This window comes from Streptomyces sp. NPDC018019, from assembly GCF_044327805.1.
Classification (GTDB): Bacteria; Actinomycetota; Actinomycetes; order Streptomycetales; family Streptomycetaceae; genus Streptomyces.
The window spans coordinates 26,694-42,856 of record NZ_JBIRGD010000033.1; the positions used below are offsets into that span (position 1 = coordinate 26,694).

Annotated in this window: 12 protein-coding genes; 8 read left to right on the forward strand and 4 right to left on the reverse strand. The window is 68.9% G+C overall.

Annotation, left to right across the window (positions count from 1 at the left end):
• Window positions 1–614 precede the first annotated feature (614 nt).
• The 3 genes from ACH4FX_RS36640 to ACH4FX_RS36650 all read left to right on the forward strand — a co-directional run bounded on the left by ACH4FX_RS36640 (window position 615) and on the right by ACH4FX_RS36650 (window position 3,164).
• Entirely contained in the window at window positions 615–764 is a 150-nt protein-coding gene (locus ACH4FX_RS36640; RefSeq protein ID WP_398485798.1) for a hypothetical protein, read from the forward strand.
• A gap of 410 nt (window positions 765–1,174) precedes the next feature.
• Window positions 1,175–2,200: a hypothetical protein gene (locus ACH4FX_RS36645; RefSeq protein ID WP_398485799.1), complete on the forward strand. Its 1,026-nt coding sequence runs from the start codon at window positions 1,175–1,177 to the stop codon at window positions 2,198–2,200.
• 115 nt (window positions 2,201–2,315) lie between these two features.
• Complete coding sequence (locus ACH4FX_RS36650) at window positions 2,316–3,164, forward strand: DUF3592 domain-containing protein (protein WP_398485800.1); 849 nt, start codon at window positions 2,316–2,318, stop codon at window positions 3,162–3,164.
• A 215-nt stretch (window positions 3,165–3,379) separates the two neighbouring features.
• On the opposite strand, the gene ACH4FX_RS36655 is transcribed toward ACH4FX_RS36650, so the two are convergent.
• The 3 genes from ACH4FX_RS36655 to ACH4FX_RS36665 all read right to left on the reverse strand — a co-directional run bounded on the left by ACH4FX_RS36655 (window position 3,380) and on the right by ACH4FX_RS36665 (window position 9,383).
• A complete protein-coding gene (locus ACH4FX_RS36655) occupies window positions 3,380–6,259 on the reverse strand; it encodes a BTAD domain-containing putative transcriptional regulator (RefSeq protein ID WP_398485801.1) in 2,880 nt (959 codons plus the stop codon).
• Window positions 6,260–7,144: 885 nt separating this feature from the next.
• Window positions 7,145–7,690: a hypothetical protein gene (locus tag ACH4FX_RS36660; RefSeq protein ID WP_398485802.1), complete on the reverse strand. Its 546-nt coding sequence runs from the start codon at window positions 7,688–7,690 to the stop codon at window positions 7,145–7,147.
• Window positions 7,691–7,931: 241 nt separating this feature from the next.
• Complete coding sequence (locus ACH4FX_RS36665) at window positions 7,932–9,383, reverse strand: amidase (RefSeq protein ID WP_398485803.1); 1,452 nt, start codon at window positions 9,381–9,383, stop codon at window positions 7,932–7,934.
• Between the two features lie 126 nt (window positions 9,384–9,509).
• Here ACH4FX_RS36665 and ACH4FX_RS36670 point away from each other — a divergent pair, with 126 nt between their 5' ends.
• The 5 genes from ACH4FX_RS36670 (at window position 9,510) to ACH4FX_RS36690 (ending at window position 15,567) form a co-directional block, all read left to right on the forward strand.
• On the forward strand, window positions 9,510–10,136 hold the full coding sequence (locus ACH4FX_RS36670; RefSeq protein ID WP_398485804.1) for a TetR/AcrR family transcriptional regulator: 627 nt from the start codon (window positions 9,510–9,512) through the stop codon (window positions 10,134–10,136).
• 277 nt (window positions 10,137–10,413) lie between these two features.
• The gene (locus ACH4FX_RS36675; RefSeq protein WP_398485805.1) at window positions 10,414–10,725 is read left to right on the forward strand and encodes a hypothetical protein; all 312 of its coding nucleotides are present in this window, start codon (window positions 10,414–10,416) and stop codon (window positions 10,723–10,725) included.
• A 466-nt stretch (window positions 10,726–11,191) separates the two neighbouring features.
• Window positions 11,192–12,073 carry a helix-turn-helix domain-containing protein gene (locus ACH4FX_RS36680; RefSeq protein ID WP_398485823.1) on the forward strand — a complete coding sequence of 294 codons (882 nt, stop codon included), beginning with the start codon at window positions 11,192–11,194 and terminating at the stop codon, window positions 12,071–12,073.
• Between the two features lie 370 nt (window positions 12,074–12,443).
• Window positions 12,444–13,691, forward strand: coding sequence for a cytochrome P450 (locus ACH4FX_RS36685; RefSeq protein WP_398485806.1), 1,248 nt, complete (start codon window positions 12,444–12,446; stop codon window positions 13,689–13,691).
• A gap of 529 nt (window positions 13,692–14,220) precedes the next feature.
• Window positions 14,221–15,567, forward strand: coding sequence for a cytochrome P450 (locus tag ACH4FX_RS36690; RefSeq protein ID WP_398485807.1), 1,347 nt, complete (start codon window positions 14,221–14,223; stop codon window positions 15,565–15,567).
• Window positions 15,568–15,651: 84 nt separating this feature from the next.
• Here ACH4FX_RS36690 and ACH4FX_RS36695 read toward each other — a convergent pair whose 3' ends face one another.
• Complete coding sequence (locus tag ACH4FX_RS36695) at window positions 15,652–16,125, reverse strand: NUDIX hydrolase (RefSeq protein WP_398485808.1); 474 nt, start codon at window positions 16,123–16,125, stop codon at window positions 15,652–15,654.
• Window positions 16,126–16,163 lie beyond the last annotated feature (38 nt).

Below are 16,163 nucleotides of genomic sequence, written 5' to 3' on the forward strand. Positions count from 1 at the left end.
CGCGGCGTACGGGTGGGTACGCACCGCGCACGGTGGCGCAGGGGGCGTGAACGGAGCGCGAAAGCGCCGACGAGTGCATCGGCACACAACACCAGCAGGTCCCTGCACGTCCCCGGCGGCAGCATCAGATTCGCCACCACCATCACCGGTCCCAGCAACGCCACCCGGACGACACCCGGTACCAGCCTTCGATTCATGGTCCTTCTCCTCCAACTGCCCATGCTGTGAGTGGGTCGAAGGAGAAGGGCGCGCGGGGGAGGCCGTTGGGGGCACTTCCCCGAAAACTCTTGGAGTTCTCTCGGGGCGGGACGGGGACCGGGCCGGGGCCGGGGCGGAGCCGGGCCGAGCCACTACCCCGCCGGTCTCGCTCGCCGGACACCTGCCCACCCCGTCAATCGGGAAGGAGTGAATGGGCCCTTGTGAGTGATCGTGGGTCCGATGGCAGGGGGTTACGGTCATGTTCCCAGCCAGTGACGAGGGGGATTTCCATGCTGAGGAAAACACTGCAGGCCGTTTCCGTAGCCGGATTGATCTTCGCGGGGTTCGCGCTGTCGTCGGCGGCATCGGCGACTGCGGCAGCACCGAAGGCCCTGGAAGCCGCTCACGGGACCGCCGTGGCCGCTCCGACCGCGGTCTACGGCCCGTACGCGAGTTACGAAGTGTGCTGGGTCGTTGGGAACCAGGGTCAGCAGGCGGGGCAGTGGCAGTCGTTCTTCTGCTCACAGAACGGCACCCCCAACTGGTGGCTGTTCACCGCTCCGTAGCCCATAACCATCCACTCGAACTCAGCCGGTGACACACACGGAAGCCGGGACGCGGTACGACTCGCGTCCCGGCTTCCCGCGTCGCTGGAAGCGGCCCGGCGACACAGCCGGGCCGCCGGAGCCGAATGCTCCGCGCGAACTCGAAGCACCCATCACGGCACATCAACATCCACGGCGTCGGCGGGCATGTGGTGACCAGCGTCGTTGGGGTGCAGCCTGTCCTCGTCCGCCTCGACGGGACGCTGTACGTCCGCGCACGCCCTGCCGGAGGTGAGCGGAAGGGGCCCAACGGCTGCTCTTTCTTTCGGTCAGCGGTACGCCTGCCGGTTCACGGCCGCCACCGCCACCTGACGTGCCATGACCAGGCACTAAGCTGGTCGATTCGCCCACGTAGATGCCGGGAGTGCCGCATGAGTACGTTCTTGCGCCCGTCCGCCGACCGAGCCGTCGTCCGCTGTGATCAGTGCCCGGGTCGGCCCGTCCTGCCCACTCACCGGGAAGAGACCGACACCCGCCGCTGCGTACGCTGCCAGGGCGAGCACCGCTGGCTTTCGCAGCCCCATCCCGACGACCACCTGTGTGCCGTGTGCCGCAGGGAGTGCCCCACCTGCCAGGCCCCCACCTCGAACGGCGAGCGCTGCCGCACCTGCAGGGCCTTGTGCCGCACCTGCTCCACGCCGCTGCCACAGCGCCCCGAGTACGCCTCCGGCATCACCCACGTCGAGCCCGAAAGGCGCAAGGACCGCCGTCACAAGTGGGTCCGTACCTACTTCCCCCGCTCATGGGACATGGACCAGTGCGACGCGTGCCAGACCGCGGCAAGCGCCAAAGACCCCCTGCGCGCCGTGCTGGCCGCGCTGCCCGACAAACTCGTCCTGGCCTGCGGCGGCGCCGTCCCGCCCGCCGTCGTCGATCTCATTCACGACGAACTGCAACGGCACACCGCGGCCCGGCTCGCGGCCCGCATCGAACGCCGCTGGTGGCAGAGCTGGGCCGGCCGCCCCCTCAGGCGCGACGGCGACGCCCACCGCGACGGCTACGGACCCGACGACGTAGCCGTGTGGCTCCTGACCCCCACGGCCTGCAACGGCCGGTGCGAAGACGGCTGGCACCCGGCCCCGCCGGAGCGGCCCGACCGCGACGACGAGCCGTGCCGCGTCTGCCGCGGTGGATGGCTGCTCACACCTCGACGCGACGAGACCGACGCGGACGGCGAAGAAGCCGAGCCGCAGCCCGCCGCGGCGCGCACGCCCGCCGACGCCGTGAGCTACCGGCCGCCGATCCAGGAATGCACCGGCCGCGGCGGAACCTGCGGCCTGCCGGTCGCGCCCCCGCACAGCCAGTGCCCGACCTGCCTCGACTGGCCCTGGTGCGTATGCCGACGCCGCCGCCACAATCCCGACCACGCCGCCTGCCCGGCCTGCTCCACGCGGTGAGCATTCCGCCGAGCCGCCCTTCAACCGTCAGGAGTGGCGTCAAGGGCGCCGCATACCCGACTCATCCTCCATGTGACCTTTCGGTACGCCATGCACCGCCATTTATGATCTTGGAATGGGACGGATACCAGAAGTGGTGTTGCGGGGGCGAGGCATTGTCTTCCGGCTGGAGGGGTACGTGGTGCGGGTGGTGCGCGGGCGCACCACCTGGACGGTGCCGTTGGCGGCGATCCAGCGCGTCGAGTACACCGGAGGGCGCGTCCGGCTGGAACTGCTGGGCGACGGCGTCGAGGGCGGAAGCTTCATGCTCACCACTCGCAACACCGTCGCCGCCGACGCTTTTGTGCAGCAGTTGCGTACGGCCCTGACGCGAGTGAGCACAGCGGAGCAGAGACCGACCCAGGTAGTGGTGGAAGTCGCCCGGCGCCGCCGGTGGCGGCTGCCGGGGAACCCGCAGTTCTGGCTGTTCGGTCCCGGGCTCGTGGCCTACCTCGCGTTCTCTTCGGTGGCCGTGAACCGAGGTGCCGAAGAGGGCATCGGTGACCTGGTGGGATTCATCATGGTCGGCTGCCCCTGGGGGTGGCTGTTGCTCATCTGGGGCTGGCGCGACGTAGTGCGTGACGCGCTGATTCTGCGACGGCGGGGCATCACCGTCTCCGGCAGTATCCGGGACTACGACTTGCGCCGCGTTTCGGAGGACTCGGTGAAGTGGCACCCCGTCTACCAGTTCCGGACGCTGGAGGGCGAGCGCTGTGTCGTCACCCAGGCAGTCGGTCATGCGCGCAAGGGCCGGACCGGCCAGGTGGACGTGACCTACGATCCACTGTCGCCGACCCGTGTCAGAGGCGCACGTCGCCGACGGCTCGCCGTATGCGGCTTTCTGATGATGTTCTTCGGGGTGCTCTCGGTCGTCCTGATGGTCATTCCCCTGTGGCTGTTCGTCTGCAGGCTGCTGGAAGGCTGACCGCGACCACGCCAAGGCAAGTTGTGCTCAGCCGATACGGCCGTCTGGGCAAGCCCACGGGGGCGCCCCTCCGCCCAGCGCCGTAACGCCGCAGCAGATGGCACCGAGTACGGCGACGCGGCCCGCTTTGCGCCCGATCCCACACGTCACGATGCCCGGTCAGTTCCGTGCGGAGTCAACGCGTCGGCGCAGCGCCCGCTGGCCGGGAGCCGTGCTCACTCGGCGAGCAGTGTCCGTACGTCCCCGGCCTCCGGGCTGCCCAGCTGTTCGTAGAGCGTCAATGCTTCCTGCCAGCAGGCGCGAGCGCGGTCAGGGTGTCTGGTGCTCTGTAGGGCGCGGCCCAGGGTGCTGAGAGCGTTGGCACGGACCCAGCTGTTGCCGGTGCCGCGAGAGGCGGCGAGGGCCTGTTCGACGCGCCCCGCGGCCCGCGCCGGCCGCCCTGCTGCGAGATGGACTTCCGCCATCCGCCAGTAGGTCATCGCTTCCCAGAGGCGATGCCGGTACTCCTGGTAAATGGGCAGTGCCTCGGCCAGTTCCTCCAGGGCGTCGTCCGCGCGGTCGCTCTGTGCCAATGCCAGCGCCAGATTGTAGTGGCCGCCGGCCAGCCGCAGCCTGGCGCCGATGGCGCGGTAGGTGGCCAGGGCCCGCTCGGCCAGGCGCACCGCGTCGGTGACACGTCCGGTGTCGAGGTAAAGGCGGGACAGGTTGGCGAGCACGCTCGCGGTACCGTTCTGGTTCTCGTAGCGACGGAAGGCATCGAGAGCCTGGAGGAGGTAGGTCTCCGCGTCGGCATGACGACGCTGCATGATCGCGAGGATGCCGCTCTCGTTGAGGGCGTGCGCGGTGAGCACGGGATCGGAGCAGCGGAGCTGGTATTCCCTGGCGGACCGGGCTGCCTGTTCCGCCTCATGGTAACGGCCGGCCAAGAGGTGGAGGTTCACCATGGGACAGCACAGTCGGCCTGCGGACCGGGCGTCGCCCGCCTGTCGGGCTGCCGCCAGAAGACGGGCGTTCACCTGGGTGTACTGCCGGGCGTCCGAACCGGATTCGGCCAAATCCTTGGCGACGAGCATGAGGTCGGCGGCGCGGCGCAGCAACGGAGCGCTGGTTGAGGCGCCGGCGCAGGCCAGGAGGGCCCTGGCTTCGGTGAAGAGCCACTGCAATGCGGGCTCGGGACGGTCGAATCCCAGGCCGGGCCACCGGGTGGGTTCGAGGTGGCCGGGTACGGTGTCGCCGGGCCGCTGGATCGCGTAGACGTGCGCGGTTGTCATCAGGTAGAAGTCCAGCAGCCGCGACCGCGCCGAGTCCCGCTGCTGTGGTGTCTCGTCACGTTCGGCGCAGGTCCGTGCGTACAGGCGCACCAGGTCGTGGAAGTGGTAATGGTCCGGGGCGGGCGAATGGAGCAGGGAGGCGTCCACCAGGGACTCCAGCAGTTCCCTGCTGTCCGCGGGGTCCGACCCGAGCACCGCCGCGGCGGCGTCGAGGCAGATACCAGGACCGTCGGGCAGACCCAGCAGGCGAAACGCACGGGCCTGTGCGGCCGACAGCTGTCGGTAGCTCATTTCGAAGGTGGCCGTGACGGCGATGTCGCCCGCCCGCAGCTCGCACAATCGGTGCCGCTCGTCGGCGAGCTTGCGGGCCAGGTCGGCAACGGTCCAGCTGCGGCGGGCGGCCAGCCGGGAAGCCGCAATACGGATCGCCAGGGGCAGGAATCCGCAGGCCGCCACCACGTCCATGGCAGCCGCGTCGGCGGCGCCCGTGATGCGGGTGAAGAGGGCCAGAGCGTCCTGCGGTGGCATGACGTCCAGATCGAGCAGGTGAGCACCGGCCAGACCGGTCATCCGGGTGCGACCGGTGATCAGGGCGGCGCAGCCCGCGGTGCCCGGCAGCAGCGGCCTGACCTGCACGGCGTCGCGGGCGTCGTCCAGCACGACCAGGATGCGGCGGTCGGCGAGCGCGGAGCGGTAGAGGGCTGCGCGTTCCGCCACGCCGCGGGGCAGGGCCGTATCGGAGGTGCCCAGGGCCCGCAGGAACGCGCCGAGGACAGCCTCGGGGTCGGCCGGGTTGGGCCCCGCTCCTTGCAGGTCCACAAACAGCTGGCCATCGGGGAAGTGCGCCCGGACGCTGTGCGCGACGTATATGGCGAGAGTGGATTTTCCGACGCCTCCGGCACCTGACACCGTCGACACCACCCCACCCTGTCTTGTGGCCGCGACGAGGTGTTCCCGCAGTTCTTTGACGACGGCCGTGTGCCCGGTGACGTCAGGAAGAGAGGCGGGCAACTGCGCGGGCCTGATGACGGCATCCAGCGGATCGCGCCGCTCGCCCGGCAGCGCGGCCAGCCCCGGGTCGGCCCGGAGCATGCGCTGGTGTAGCTCGGAGAGCTCAGGGCCAGGGTCGGCGCCGAGTTCCTCCGCCAGCAGCCGGCGGGTATCGGCGTGGACGGCCAAGGCCTCGGCCTGGCGCCCGCTGCGGTAGAGCGCCAGCATCAGGAGTGCCCGCAGCCGTTCGCGCAGCGGATACGTCGCTGTCAGCGTGGTCAGTTCCGCGACTGCCTGAGCATGACGGCCAGTTTCCAGGTCGAGATCGAGGCGGCTTTCCAGCAGGCCGAGGCGAAACTCTTCCAGGCGGGTGCGCTGCGCAGCGCAGTACGGGCCGGGCACGCCGGCCAGTGTCTCGCCGGACCACAGGGCCAGGGCCTGACACAGCAGACCGCGGGCGCCTTCGCCCTGGCCGGACCGGTGTGCCCGTTCGGCTTCGGCTGCGAGCCGTTCGGCGACGCCCAGGTCGATGCTCTCCTCGCCGGCTTGGAGCGCATAACCACCGGAGTCGCTCACCAAGACGCCCGCGTCCGGACCCAGTGCCTTGCGTAGCCGGGATGCGTACGTACGGAGTGCGGCCACCGCAGTAGCCGGCGGGTCCTCGCCCCACACAGCGTCGACCAATTCGGCCACCGACGCCACCCGTTTGCCCCGGAGCAACAGCACGGCAAGCAGCGCCCGCTGCTGCGGTGAACCGGCATCCAGCCGCTCCCCGCCCCGCCATACCCCGACCGGCCCGAGCAGGGTGAACCGGAGCGCAGGGCCGTCCCCCATACCAAGGGCCATGTTTTCCCCCGCCCGCTACATGCATGTCCCCATTATTCAGCCTCTTCTGTTGGGCCTGCGGGCAGCGCAGATCGCGTCACGTCCTGAAGGTGGCGGATGGGGACTGTGGTTGTGGGGGAGGGGTGGGGCCGGGGAGCATGTGTACGCGCCCCAGTGCACGTGCGGTTGGCCAACGGTTGGAGCCGTCGGCGAACTCGAAGCCTGTGTTCCGGCGGTTGCGGCCATCCCGGCATTGCCCGCCCCTTGTGGTGCCGTTCTTCTGCGGTGTGCCTGGTGCGTGGCGCTTCCTGGTCACGCGGGCGGGGCGCCCCTGACTGCCGCAGCCTGGCGACGTTGCATGAAGGATGCCGGAGCGGCGGCTGTGCTATTCGGACGGGGCGGGCAGCGGTTCGTTCGGTGAGAGTGCCGTGCACCGGCAGGAACACCAGCAGGGGGATCCTGGGCCGGCCGGGTGGGAACGGAAAGTCGTACTGGCCTGCCCGCCGCACTCGGTGCAACCGCTACAGGCGCAGTCCCCGCAGGTGCCGCACTTCAGCCGCCGGCATGACGCGCAGGGCATGTCTTGGGACTGCAAGCTGGGAAAGCAGTCGACGCAGTCCAGGCAGCCGCAGTAATCGCACGACGAGTTCAGCAGACTCATGGTCGTAGTATCCGGTACGTCCGTGCCTCGGCCTATACACGTGAACCGTTACGCGCACGATCAGCGACGAGGGTGAGTACGCGGCCCGCTCATTCGGGGCCTATGACGTCCCGCCTGCCGCGTCGAGATCCGCGGCACTCGGTAGCAAAGTGTGGCGCCACCAAGGCGGGGTGGCGTCCGTGTCGGTCAACGGGTTGCGGTTGCGGTCACTCATGTGCGCCGGAGGCGATGGCCTACCCTTCCTCTTTCAACCGTGCCCAGGTGTGCGTGTCCAGGCTGTCGTGGGGGCCAAGGCGGGAGAGTTCCGTGCCGTCGCGCCCGAAAACCACGAAGAGGGGACGGATTTCCCGGACGGCATGGGAAGTCATCCAGGCGACGATGAGCTTGTGCTGGTCGGGTGCGTCGATCCGACGGTTGTCGATGAGAAGGTGGCTGACCTCCCGGCCCAAGTGGATAACGGCGCAGCCGATCCATGGCGCTGTCGTACCGGAGTACGGCAGAGCATGGCGGCCGGTGAGGCTGAGCGCGCCCCCGCCTGTTCGGACGTCGATCACGTCGACGTCGTCAGGGGCGTCGGCCGGGGCGATGCTGCCGCCCACGTACCGCCACTGCCCTTCGTGCCGCTCAAGGAGCAGGATGTGCTCACGCGCCCTCGCGGACTTCGGACGCCACACGACCCAGAGCGCACCGACACCGGCGGTGATGTCGACATCGGCCGATACCACCGTCAACACCCGCCGCGGTACCCATGAAGGCTGAGGAAGTGCCCCCTCCAGCACACGCCGCACCATGCCGGGTAAGAGGGCCTCCAACCACCGCCCCATTCTCAGGTCGAGCCCCCACGGCCGCATGGTCCTGGTGCACCCGGCGCATCTGGCCGTCAAGCCCCTTCCCAGACCGCTCGAAGTGAGTGGCTCTCAGGGGCGGTCAGGCCTGGGAGCGCCGGGAGTACCGCGGCGAGGCGGACGATGCGTTCTCACCCGCCAGGTACGTGGACTCCCGGCTCTCCAGGAGCGTCTCTCAGTGGCCCGCCTGGTGTCCTGCCCAGACCGTGGGGGTCCGGTCCGACCACGGGTTTGCCTGTTCGAGTTGTCCGGCGAGGCGGAAGAGGCGGCTTTCGTTCCCGTAGCCGGCGGCGAACTGCATACCGATCGGGAGTCCCGTCTCGGCATCGGCCGTCACCGGCACGGACATGGCGGGCATACCCGTCACGTTGAACGTCGCGGTGAACGGCGATATGTCGTAGAGGCGGCGAAGCCAGCCGAGGCCGTCCAGCGCCTCCGCGCCCTCGGCGTGGGTCCCCAAAGGCACGGGCAGTTCCGGCAAGGTCGGGGTGAGCAATATGTCGTGCGTCCGGAAGTACTGTGCCAGGCTCCGAGAGATCCGGTTACGGATCGCGAGGGCGGTGACGAACTGGGCGCCGCTGACCCGCTGCCCGTAGTGGTAGCCGGCGAGGACAGGCGGTTCGAGGGTCGACGAGTCGATGGGGCGGTCGAAGGCGGCTGCCAGCTCGTCGATCGACGCGGTGAGATTCGCCGTCCACTGATGGGCGCTGGCCTGGACGAACTCCTCCCAGTCGACCCCGAGGCCGACCTCGGCCTCCGTCACCTGGTGGCCGAGGGATTCGAGCAGACGCACGGTGCGGGAGAGCGCGTCGGCCACTGGTGTGCTGGTGCGGTGCCCGCCCCAGGCCTGGGTGAGGACGCCGATCCGCAGCGAGCCCGGGGGGCGGGTGACTTCCTCCGCGTACGGCCGGGACGGCTCCTGGGCGAAGTAGGGGTCGCCCGGTTCCGGTCCGCGGATCTGGTCGAGCAGTACCGCACTGTCGCGTACGGTGCGGCTGACGCTGCCGTGCACGACCAGGCCGTTGAAGATCTCGTCGAAGTCGGGGCCCACGGAGACCCGGCCACGGGTGGGCTTCAGCCCGAAGAGTCCGTTGCAGGCGGCGGGGACACGGATCGAGCCGGCGGCGTCGGTGGCGTGTGCCATCGGGACCACCCCGGCAGCGACAGCCGCGCCCGCGCCGCCGCTGGATCCACCCGCGCTCCGGTCCAGGTCCCACGGGTTGCGGGTCGCGCCGTACAGCACGGGTTCCGTCGTGTTGCTGTAGGCCATCTCCGGCGTCGCGGTACGCCCGAACGTCACCAGACCGGCGCGGCGGAAGCGCTGCATCAGGGAGGAGTCGGCACCGGCGACGTTGCCGGCCGCGAGACGGCTGCCCAGCTCCGTCCGCCTGCCGGCCATGGAGACCGCGATGTCCTTGATCAGGAACGGGACACCGGCCAGCGGCGAGCTGCCGGGGTGGGGCCCGTCGTCGGTCGGCCAGGTCTCCACGATGGCGTTGATCTGCGGATTGACCGCCTGCGCGGCCTCGCGTGCGGCTGCTTCCAGTTCGGCGGGGGACACCTCGCCCTTGGCCACCAGCTCCGCGAGCCCGACCGCGTCGAAGGTCACGTACTCGGTGATTCTCACTGTCGCTCCTCAGAGGAGAAACGGTACCGGTTGGTATTCAGTGATACCGATCGGTATCGGATGGGACGAGGTGGTACCTTAGCAGAGGGCGAGGGCCCGCAGTCGTCCGGACGTCACGGAGTAGGCATGGCATCGACCGTCAGCAGGCCGAGCAGGGTGGCGAAGTTGCCGCCTCGTGAGCGCATCCTCGACGCGGCGGAAGAGCTCTTCCAGAGCGAGGGGATCCTCCGGGTGGGCGTCCAGGCGATCGCCGAGAAGGCCGAGACCACCAAAATGGCGATCTACCGGCACTTCGAGACCAAGGACGCGCTGGTCGCGGAGTGGCTTCGGATCGTCGCCGCCGACTACCAGGCGGCCTTCGACCGGGTCGAGGCCGAATATCCCGACCGGCCCAGGGAGCAGATCCTGGGCCTGGCCCGTTTCATCGCCGAGGGGTTGCCGGCGATTTCGCACCGGGGCTGCCCGTTCATCAACTCCCTCGCCGAACTGCCCGACCGTTCCCATCCCGCACGGCAAGTGATCGAGGAACACAAGGCCCATCAGACCCGCAGACTCGTCGGCATGTGTGCCGCGGCCGGTCTGCCCGACCCCGGGCAGGCCGCGGCGGAGATCACTTTCGTGCTCGAAGGCGCACAGGTCAGCAAGCAGAACGGCAGCATCGATCAGGTGGGGGAGCGGCTGATGAGGATCGTCGAGGGGATCGTGGACCGGCACCGTTCTCTCGCCGGTGCGTCCGGGGCGACGGCGGAGTGACGGTGCCGGGCAGTCCCACCCCTCGTCTGTACGTTTCGAGCCGCAGGTGGACGTTCCGGACGCTCGCGCCCGGTGGATTACTCCGACGGTTTACCCCGCCCGTGCGCTGCTGCGCTGGTCGTACGTTCAGGGTCAACCAGTTGTTGGACGACAGCTGCCTGTACTCGCCGTAGGTTCGCCGTCGAAAGCCTCGCCCGTACCGGGAACCGAACCCCGGCAGCTGCGGGTGCAGGCCGCATCGATTCAGGGGGAACAACTGGTGCGTATACGACATGCGATGCTGGCCGTGATGACGGCAGCGGCCGTCGCTGTCCCCGCCCTGCCTGCGGTGGCGAGCAACGCGGCGCCGCCCCGGCAGACGCTGAAGCTCAAGTGTCACACCAACTGGAAGACCGGCACGTCGGCGAACGTCTGGTGTGACGGTCACGGACCGGCCCGGTACGGGGCGAGCATTCAGTGCAAGAAGGGCTCGCACGTCCGTCAGCTCAACTACGGTCCGGGGCCTTGGCAGGGTGATCGCCGGGGCATCAGCATGTACTGCCCTGGTGGCGGCTACAAGCGCGTCAAGCAATGGGGTTGGCCTGCCTGATGGCTTCCGAGGAGGCCTGACAGATTCTGACTAGGACTGACAGGTTTCTGAGGAGGCCGGGCAGTGCTTACGGAGACCCGGCAGGCTCTGAGGAGAACAGTGGGCCCGTACGCCGAGGCGGCGTACGGGCCCACTGCCGTCTGTGCCGGCTTGTTTGCGCCTTCAACTGGAACCGGACAACCTCGTCCCGACTCGCGCGCAGTCGATATACCGGCCGCCATGGCTATGGTCTCCAGGCGGTGCGTCCGGGCGATTCCCGGGGCGATATGCTTCCGATATGGGCAGCGAATAGCCGCGCACAGAGATGTCGCCTAGGGCTATGGCTAGGCCGTTTGAGGCTCTTCCGGTGATGTTCGTATGGTGAACCCCATGAGTCGACCTAGCGTGTTCGGCGCAGCTCTCAAGCCGCGGACTTTGCAAACACATGGTTCATTTCCGATGGGTTTCTCGTCAGTGGGTGACCGCCATGACGGATGATCCCCGGCACGCCGCACCCGCAGCGGCAGCACCTGCGCTCACGGCCGCGCCCGTACCGGCATCCGCACCTGCCCACGAAGCCAACCGGGACCGCGACGAGACGGTCAGGCAGCTCCTGGAGGAGGCGCGCACGACCCTCGGCGTCACCCGCAAAGACCTGGCGGCGAAACTCGGGGTGACTCCCCGTACGCTCCGCAACTGGCTGCAACGGCCGGCCCAGTTGAATGCGCAACAGGTGGAACGGCTCGGCGGCGCTCTGGAGATGAATGCGGAGAGCCGGGCGAATCTCTATATTCTCACGGGGCAGATCCCCCCTTCCGCGATCACCAAAGCGCAGTCGTACCCGCCCCTGTCGAGGCTCTACCAGCGCCTGATCGACGGCCTGTCCCACCCGTCCGTGGTCTACGATCTGGCCTGGAACGTAGTGCTCACGAACCCCTCGTTCCGGGAGGTTTTCGGGGGCGTGCGGCGCCATGTCACGGCGCACCCCACCCGGAACACGCAGAGGTACATCCTGTTCCATCCCGACGCCCCCGAGATTCTGGGTGGCAACAATCCTGAGGCGTTCCACGAGTACTGGTTGATGCCGTCCCTCGCGGTGGTCTCGGCGACCCTTCAGCGTCACCCCACGGATCGGCGTGTTCTGGCTGTCGAGCGTGACATCAACGACCACCCCCGGATACGCCGCGCCTACCGCGAGGCGCCGCGCTGGATCGCCCGGAACGGCGACATCACCATCAATCCCACCCCACGGCCGTTCTGGGACCCGCGCACCGGGAAACTGACCCGCACTCACGTCATCACCGAGGCACACGGCGGATTCCAGGGGGCGACTCTCCAGCGGGCGACATTCCTTTGCGATGAGCCGTGAATCCGCCCGCGATGAGCCGGGAGTGGCCGGGGTACCCGCACCTCGATGGCCCACGACGCCTGGGCCGGCTCGCCGGGCCCGTCAACCCGGCTGGCCGGTCGGAGACTTCGTGCCCGCAGCGCGTCCCCGCAGCACGTTCGAGGCCATGCTCGGGTAGGCGGGCGCCGGAGATATGCTGCCTCTGGCTCGGGATCTTGGATCGCGGAAGCACCGCGGCACGTGACCCGGAGATGACGCGTGAGTACGCCGCTGGGCCCCGTCCGCGGCTGCTCCCCCCAACGACTTCGGAGGACCTGTGACCACCCCCCTCCCGGACGCTTCCTCTCACCACTCCGTAGCGGTGCCGCCCCCGGGCTGTCCGGCACACGGTATGGCTTCCGGGGTGCGCCGGCTGTACGGCGACGAGGCGGAGGCACATCCTCAGGAACTGTACGAGACGCTCCGCCGCGAGCACGGTTCGGTCGCGCCGGTACTGCTGCACGGCGATGTACCCGCCTGGCTGGTCCTGGGGTACCAGGACAACCTTGAGGTGATGCGCACTCCCTCGCGGTTCTCCCGTGACTCGCGGCGCTGGTCGGCATGGCAGGAAGGGCGCATCCCGGACGATTCGCCCTTGGTCCCCATGGTGGGCTGGCAGCCGTTGTGTGTGTTCGCCGACGGGCCGGAGCTGGTGCGTCTTCGCAGCGCGGTCACGGACAGCCTCGAACAGATCAACCGGCACGGCGTACGCCGCTACATCACGCGCTACACCCGGCAGCTGGTGTCGGCCTTCGCCAAGAAGGGCGAAGCCGACCTGGTCCGCGACTACGCCGAGCCCCTCCCGATGCTGGTGATCTTGCAGGTTCTGGGGATGGCGCCCGGGGAGGGGCCTGACCTGGTGGCCCCCGCCCTCGACCTGGTCAAGGGCAGTGCCACGGCTGCTGCCAGCAATGAACTGGTGACGCGCACGCTGCGCGACCTGGTCGAGACGAAGAAGAAGAGGCCGGGCCGCGACCTGACGTCGCGGCTGATCGCCCATCCGTCCGGGCTCACCGACGACGAGATCATCGAGCATCTGCGGCTCATCCTCGTGGCGGCCCACCAGGGTACGGTCAACCTGCTCGCCCACACACTGCGCCTGGTGCTGACCGATTCCCGTTTCCGCGGCAGCCTGTCGGGCGGTCAGATGACACTGCCCGACGCGCTGGACCAAGTGCTGTGGGACACCCCGCCCATCGCGGTGGTGCCCGGCCGCTGGGCCACCGGCGACACCCAGCTCGGCGGACAGCAGATCAAGGAAGGCGACATGCTGCTGCTCTGCCCCGCAGCCGGCAACGCCGATCCCGAAGTGCGCTCCACGGCCGGACCGATGCACGGCAACCGCTCGCACCTCGCCTTCAGTTTCGGCCCGCACCAGTGCCCCGGAGCGGACATCGCCCGGGCCATCGCGGAAACCGGCATCGACACCCTGCTCAGCCTGCTTCCCGACGTCCGGCTCGCGGTTTCGGAGGCGGAGCTCACCCTTGAGGCCGCGTGGCTGACCCAGCGGCCGGCCGCCCTGCCCGTGACATTCGGGCCGCAGGAGATCGACGCCGAGAGGGCCGGCGCAGCAGGCACGCGGGTGACCGCGGCGGTCTGAAGGAGCGTGTCACCGGCTCCGGTTGGTTCATGAACAGTCCCGTCGGCCGGGGCATTCGGCCCCGCACGAGCGCGTGCGGGGCCGAAGGGCAGGCAAACGTCAGACGTCATAAGGAATGACGTGCCCGGCCGCTGGTCGGCCGCGACGAAGAGCTGTCTCTGCGGATAGGGAACCGGGCGCCGTTTCGGCCGAGTGGAAGAACCGCGGCATATGCCGAATGCCGTAAGCGGTACGCCGGTCCGAGTGGCCGTGCAGAGATCACTGACAACTGCCTGAAAAGCCGGGCACTCCACCCGTCCTCCCGTCGACCGCCGTTCCGTGAATGTGTACGGAAATGTCGGGCGCGGACGCTCCGGCCAACGTCCCTGAAGCGAGGACGCCCCATTGGATCACGAGTGCACGCTGGGTACGATGCCGCGCAAGATCGTTTTGGCCCTGCTCACCGCTGCACCGTGTAGACCAAGCTCCTCCCCGCCGGATCGCCTCCGCACGTCGGCCGGCGCGGACCTCGTCCGGCGAAAGGACCCCAGTGCTCGAATTGACGGCCGTTCCTCGCGCTCCCGGCGGTATGCCGCTCCTGGGCCACGTCCTGCCACTCCAGCGGGACCCGTTGCACTTCCTGCGGTCGCTGCGCGCGTCAGGCGATCTGGTGCGGGTCGATATCGGCACCATGCCGATATACGTCGCCTCCGGCGCTCCCGCGATCACCGACGTCATGGTCAAGCACGGCCGGTCCCTGGAGAAGGGCCGGCTGTTCGACCGCGTCCGCCCCCTGGTCGGTAACGGCCTCGCCACGGCCGGCGGTGAGGTCCACCGTCGTCACCGGCGCCTGATACAGCCCATGTTCCACGCCGGCCAGATCGCCCGTTACGCCGAGGTGATGAGCGACCGTGCCCGCGCGCTCGCGAATTCCTGGACACCGGGACAGCGCATCGCCGTGGAACAGGTCATGGGCGAGTACGCCATCGAGACGCTCGCGGCGACCCTGTTCTCCACCGATATCGGCCGGCCGGCGGTGGAGTCGGTACGCCGTAACCTGCCGATCATCTTGAAGAGCATGCTGCTCAGGGCCGCCACCCCCAAGATGCTGGACAAACTGCCGCTTTGGCGTCGCTTCGACCATGCGACGACCAGCATGCGCCAGGTCATCGACGAGGTCATCGCCACCACACGCGAGTCCGGCCAGGCCGGTCAGACGGACCTGCTGTCCGTACTGCTCGCGGCACGAGACGCGGACACCGGCGAGGCGCTCACCGACGAAGAAGTCCGGGACGAACTCGTCACCATTCTGTTCGCCGGTACGGAAACCACGGCCTCCACCCTCGCCTGGACGTTCCATCATCTGGCCGAGCACCCGGAGGTCGAGAAGCAACTGGTCGCCGAGATCGACGAGGTCGTAGGCGACCGGCCCGTGACCTTTGACGATGTCTCCCGCCTCGCCGGTATCCGGCGCACCCTGGACGAAGTCATCCGCCTGCACGGCGTGGTACTGCTGATGCGGCGCACGACCGAACCGATCGAACTCAGCGGCTTCCGCATTCCGGCCGGCGTCGAGATCGCATTCAGCCTTTACGCCTTGCACCGTGATCCGGAGTACTACCCCGACCCGGACACTTTCGACCCCGACCGGTGGCTGCCCGAACGGCGGGAGGCACTCCCGCGCCAAGCGGTCGTCCCCTTCGGTGCGGGAAACCGGCGGTGCATCGGTGACGGGTTCAGCTGGACGGAGGCCACGATAGCGCTGGCCACCATTCTGGCCCGCTGGAAACTGCGCCCGGTCCCCGGAAAACCGCGGCCGCGGGAATCCGCCTCATCCATGGCTCACCCCGACCATGTCCCCATGGAAGTGCACCCCCGTGAGGCACGGAGGCGCTGATGCGCCGGAACTCCGGCTAGAGCGTGTCCGGCCGATCATGCGAGCCAGGTGACGGCCAAGCAGGAGTAGACGTTGGTGGTTTCCTCAGTGCTGGATCAGGCCGCCGACCGGGATGGACGCGACGTGGCCGGTTGCCGGAAGGGTCTGCGCCAGGGTGAGGCCGATGTCGACGAGTGACGACCGGCGCAGGCCAGCGACGTCGGGGATCGGAGTCCAGGTCGACTCGGCGATTTCGCCGTTCGGCTCCGGCCGGAGTTGGCCGCCGGTGATGCGGACTTGGTAGAAGATGCCGACATTCTGGTGTTCTGGCCCACCGGGGATGGCGCGTTCGGCTGCGGGGATGATCCTTGAGTCCACGCCCAGCAGGCGTTCGACCACCGCGTCGCAGCCGGTCTCCTCGGCCACTTCCCGGATCACCGCGTCGAACGGATCCTCCGCGTGCTCGACCCTTCCGCCCGGAAGGGTCCAGTTGGTCTCGCCCTTCGGTGGTACGTGACAGGCGAGCAGCACCCGCCTGTCCTCGATGCACACGGCGTACGCCGCCAGCCGGAAACTCATCCCAACCTCCCCACCGGACGCTACCCCAAAGTCCAAGA